The sequence below is a fragment of the Microbacterium sp. Kw_RZR3 genome (genome assembly GCF_029222405.1).
In the GTDB taxonomy this organism is placed as follows: Bacteria; Actinomycetota; Actinomycetes; order Actinomycetales; family Microbacteriaceae; genus Microbacterium.
This window is the reverse complement of the sequence record NZ_JARHXC010000209.1, coordinates 1-3,935: the sequence shown is the minus strand read 5'-3', so window position 1 is coordinate 3,935 and position 3,935 is coordinate 1. Positions and strand designations below refer to the sequence as shown.

Sequence of the window (3,935 nt, the reverse complement as noted above, 5' to 3'; positions counted from 1 at the left end):
TGTGCCGCCGGGGGGTCAGCGCGGAGCCGTGGCGGCTGCCACCTCGACGATGCGGTCGAGCGACTCCTCTTCGCCGATCGAGATCCGCACGCCGTCGCCGGCGAAGGGACGCACCACGAGACCGGCCTCCTCGAACGCCGTGGCGACCTCGAGCGCGCGGTCTCCCGCGGGGAGCCACACGAAGTTGCCCTGGGCGTCGGGCACCGGCCACCCGGCATCGCGGAGGCGGGCGACGAGACGGTCGCGGCGCTCGGCGATGACGCGGACGCGCTCCAGGAGCTCGGACTCGGCGGCGAGGCTCGCGAGCGCGGCCTCTTCGGCCGCGGCCGTGACCGACAGCGGGATCGCGGTGCTGCGCGCGGCGTCGAGAACCCGCGTGTGCCCGATCGCGTAGCCGACGCGGAGGCCCGCCAGACCGTAGGCCTTGCTGAAGGTGCGGAGCACGACGATGTTCGGTCGGGCGATGATCGCGCGCACGCGGTCGCCCTCGACCGAGGAGGGGTCGGTCACGAACTCGGCGTACGCCTCGTCGAGCACGATCAGCACATCGGCGGGCACGGCCTCGACGAACGCGGCGAAGTCGTCGTGGGTGACGGTGGGGCCCGTGGGGTTGTTCGGGCTGCACACGATGACCAGGCGCGTGCGCTCGGTGATGGCCGCGGCCATCGCGGGCAGGTCGTGGCGGAAGTCCTCGGTCAAGGGCACCTGCACGCTCGTGGCTCCGGCGACGGCGACGAGCGAGGGGTAGGCCTCGAACGAGCGCCAGGCGTAAACGACCTCGTCGCCCGGTCCCGAGGTCGCGAGAAGCAGCTGCGCGAGCAGAGACACGCTACCGGCACCGATGTGCACGTCGTCGGGCGAGACGCCGTGGCGCGCGGCGAGACGTTCGCGGAGGCGGGCGGCCGTGGCATCCGGATACCGGTTGATGCCGGACGCCCCCTGGATGGCCTCGAGAACACCGGGGAGCGGGTCGAAGGGGTTCTCGTTGCTCGACAGCTTGAACGCGTCGGCGCTGGCCTGACGGCCCTGACGGTACGCGGGCAGGGCGGCGATCTCGGGGCGGATTCGGGGGAGGACCGGCTCTTCACTCACCCCGCGAGCCTAATCGCGGGGGCCTGTCGCGCGTCAGTCCCCCGTGGCATCCGCCGCAAGCCCCTGACGAGAGGTGACGCCCTGTGCCAGGGTGGGGGCATGCGCTTCGTCGTCCGCGTCGCCGTCAACGCCTTCGCCATCTGGATCGTCACGCTGCTGCCCGCCCTGCAGGTGCGGCTGATCCCCTTCGCGCCCGGAGAGTGGCTGCAGGTCGCCCTCACCCTGCTGCTCGTGGGGCTCATCTTCGCCCTGGTGAACACGATCGTCGGGACCGTCGTCAAGATCGTCGCGATCCCGCTGTACATCCTCACGCTCGGGCTCATCTCGCTCGTGATCAACGGCTTCCTGCTGTGGCTGACCGCCGTCATCACCGCGAACTGGAACTGGGGTCTGCGCACGGGCGAGTTCTGGTTGACGGTCGTGGCGGCACTGCTGATCGGCATCATCAACGCCGTGCTCGGCGGCATCCTGCGTCCGCGTCGAGACGAACGTTCACGACGCTGACGCGGTGAGTCCGCCTCGCACCGCCGAGGTCCCTGAGCCCGTCGAAGGGACCGGGACGCGAATCCCCCGGAGGCTTCGACGAGCTCAGCCTCCCCCGGAGGAATCGGCGCGTGCGGTCGCGGCGCTTCAGCGCCATGATGGAGGGATGACCGCGAGTGCCGACGCGCCCTTCCGCGTCGTGTTCGTGTGCAGCGGCAACATCTGTCGCTCCCCCATGGCCGATGTGGTCTTCCGTCATCTCGCCGATTCCTCGGGCCTCGGCCCGCGTGTCGCCTCGTCGTCGGCCGGTACCGGCGACTGGCACGTCGGCGAACGCGCCGACCACCGCACCCTCGCAGCTCTGGAGCGTCTGGGGTACGACGGCGCGGCGCATCGCGCGCGGCAGTTCCAGTACGCCGATTTCGAGCGCAACGACCTGGTCGTCGCGCTCGACCGCAGCCACGAACGCGTCCTGCGCGGCTGGGCCCGCGACGACGACGCCGCCGACAAGATCGCCCTGCTGCAGTCGTTCGTTCCGGATGCCGAGACCCTCGACGTCCCCGACCCGTACTACGCCGGCCCCCCGATGTTCGACGAGGTGCTCGGTATGATCGAGAGTGCCTGCCGCGCCCTGTTCCGGCAGCTCGAGCCCGCCATCCGTTCCGCGGGCTGACCCCTTCGCGCGACCCCCGGGAGACCCGTGTCCGCTCTGCCTCCGCAGCCCCTCAGCCCGCTCGACGGCCGGTACTTCGGCACCGTCGCAGAAATCGGCGACTATCTGTCGGAGGCGGGCCTGAACCGCGCCCGCGTCGAGGTCGAGGTCGAGTGGCTCCTGGCCCTCACCGACCGTTCGCTGTTCGGTACCTCGCCGGTGTCCGACGCCGACCGGGCGAAGCTCCGTGCCCTGTACGAGGAGTTCGGCGCCGACGAGATCGCCTGGCTCAAAGAGAAAGAGGCGGTGACGCGCCACGACGTCAAGGCCGTCGAGTACCTCGTGCGCGACCGCCTCGACAGCCTCGGACTCACCGCCCTGGCCGAGCTCACGCACTTCGCGTGCACGAGCGAAGACATCAACTCCACCGCCTACGCCCTGACCGTGAAGCGGGCCGTCGAGCGTGTGTGGCTGCCCAAGCTCCGCTCCGTCACCTCAGCACTGGCTGAGCTCGCCGTGCAGCACCGCGACGCGGCGATGCTCTCGCGCACGCACGGCCAGCCCGCGACGCCCACGACGATGGGCAAAGAGATCGGCGTGTTCGCGTGGCGCCTCGAGCGCGTCATCCGTCAGCTGGATGCCGGGGAGTACCTCGCGAAGTTCTCCGGCGCGACCGGCACCTGGTCGGCGCACGTCGCCGCCGAGCCCGACGTCGACTGGCCCGCCCTGACCCGCGAGTTCATCGAGTCGCTCGGTCTCGGGTTCAACCCCGTCACGACGCAGATCGAGTCGCACGACTGGCAGGTCGAGCTCTACGACCGCGCGCGCCACGCGGGTGGCATCCTGCACAACCTCGCCACCGACATCTGGACCTACATCTCGCTCGGGTACTTCACGCAGATCCCCGTCGCGGGAGCCACCGGCTCGTCGACGATGCCGCACAAGATCAACCCGATCCGCTTCGAGAACGCCGAGGCGAACCTCGAGATCGCCGGTGGACTGTTCAGCACCCTGGCATCCACCCTCGTGACGAGCCGGATGCAGCGCGACCTGACCGACTCGACGACGCAACGCAACATCGGCGTCGCGTTCGGCCACTCGCTGCTCGCGCTCGACAACCTGCAGCGCGGCCTCACCGAGATCTCGCTCGCCGAGGACGTGCTGCTGGCCGACCTCGACGTGAACTGGGAGGTGCTCGCCGAGGCGATCCAGACCGTGGTGCGCGCCGAGATCGCCGCCGGCCGCTCTCAGATCACCGATCCGTATGCGCTGCTGAAGGACCTCACCCGCGGTCGCCGCGTCGGCGCCCCCGAGCTCGCCGAGTTCGTGCGCGGCCTCGACATCGGGGATGCGGCGAAGGAGCGCCTGCTCGCTCTCACCCCGCCGGCATACGCGGGCCTGGCGTCGCAGGTGGTCGACTCTCTCTGACTCGACCGGCGCATCGCGCCGAGGCGCGCCTCGGTGCGAAACTCCTGAGAAACCGGGGCGTGGACCGGCAACTGGCGAGCCGCGGGGCCGTCGCGGGCCGCTTCTCAGGAGGTCTGCACGCCGCGCACGGCCGCCCGTCCCTCAAGACACACAGCCCGGCGACGACCCTGCCACCGCCCCGGCCGGTGCGAAACTCCTGAGAGATCGACCGGCGGTGCGCGCAGGCCCGCGGACTTCTGCGGGCCGAGCCTCACGGGCCGTGACTTTTCAGGAGTTTCGC

At 70.6% G+C, this 3,935-nt stretch carries 4 protein-coding genes; 3 read left to right on the top strand and 1 reads right to left on the bottom strand.

Going from position 1 to position 3,935, the window contains the following annotated elements:
- Positions 1–15: 15 nt before the first annotated feature.
- On the bottom strand, positions 16–1,092 hold the full coding sequence (locus P2P98_RS11550; RefSeq protein ID WP_275799946.1) for a histidinol-phosphate transaminase: 1,077 nt from the start codon (positions 1,090–1,092) through the stop codon (positions 16–18).
- Between the two features lie 99 nt (positions 1,093–1,191).
- On the opposite strand from P2P98_RS11550, the gene P2P98_RS11545 reads away from it, so the two are divergent.
- From P2P98_RS11545 to purB, 3 genes are all read left to right on the top strand, one after another.
- Positions 1,192–1,596, top strand: coding sequence for a phage holin family protein (locus P2P98_RS11545; RefSeq protein ID WP_275799945.1), 405 nt, complete (start codon positions 1,192–1,194; stop codon positions 1,594–1,596).
- A gap of 145 nt (positions 1,597–1,741) precedes the next feature.
- On the top strand, positions 1,742–2,248 hold the full coding sequence (locus P2P98_RS11540; RefSeq protein WP_275799944.1) for a low molecular weight protein-tyrosine-phosphatase: 507 nt from the start codon (positions 1,742–1,744) through the stop codon (positions 2,246–2,248).
- 27 nt (positions 2,249–2,275) lie between these two features.
- Complete coding sequence (gene purB / locus P2P98_RS11535) at positions 2,276–3,655, top strand: adenylosuccinate lyase (protein ID WP_275799942.1); 1,380 nt, start codon at positions 2,276–2,278, stop codon at positions 3,653–3,655.
- Positions 3,656–3,935: the final 280 nt, after the last annotated feature.

Excerpts from the sequence above, each read along its gene's own strand:
- P2P98_RS11545 (WP_275799945.1), top strand. The coding sequence starts at position 1,192 with ATGCGCTTCGTCGTCCGCGTCGCCGTCAACGCCTTCGCCATCTGGATC.
- P2P98_RS11540 (WP_275799944.1), top strand. The coding sequence starts at position 1,742 with ATGACCGCGAGTGCCGACGCGCCCTTCCGCGTCGTGTTCGTGTGCAGC.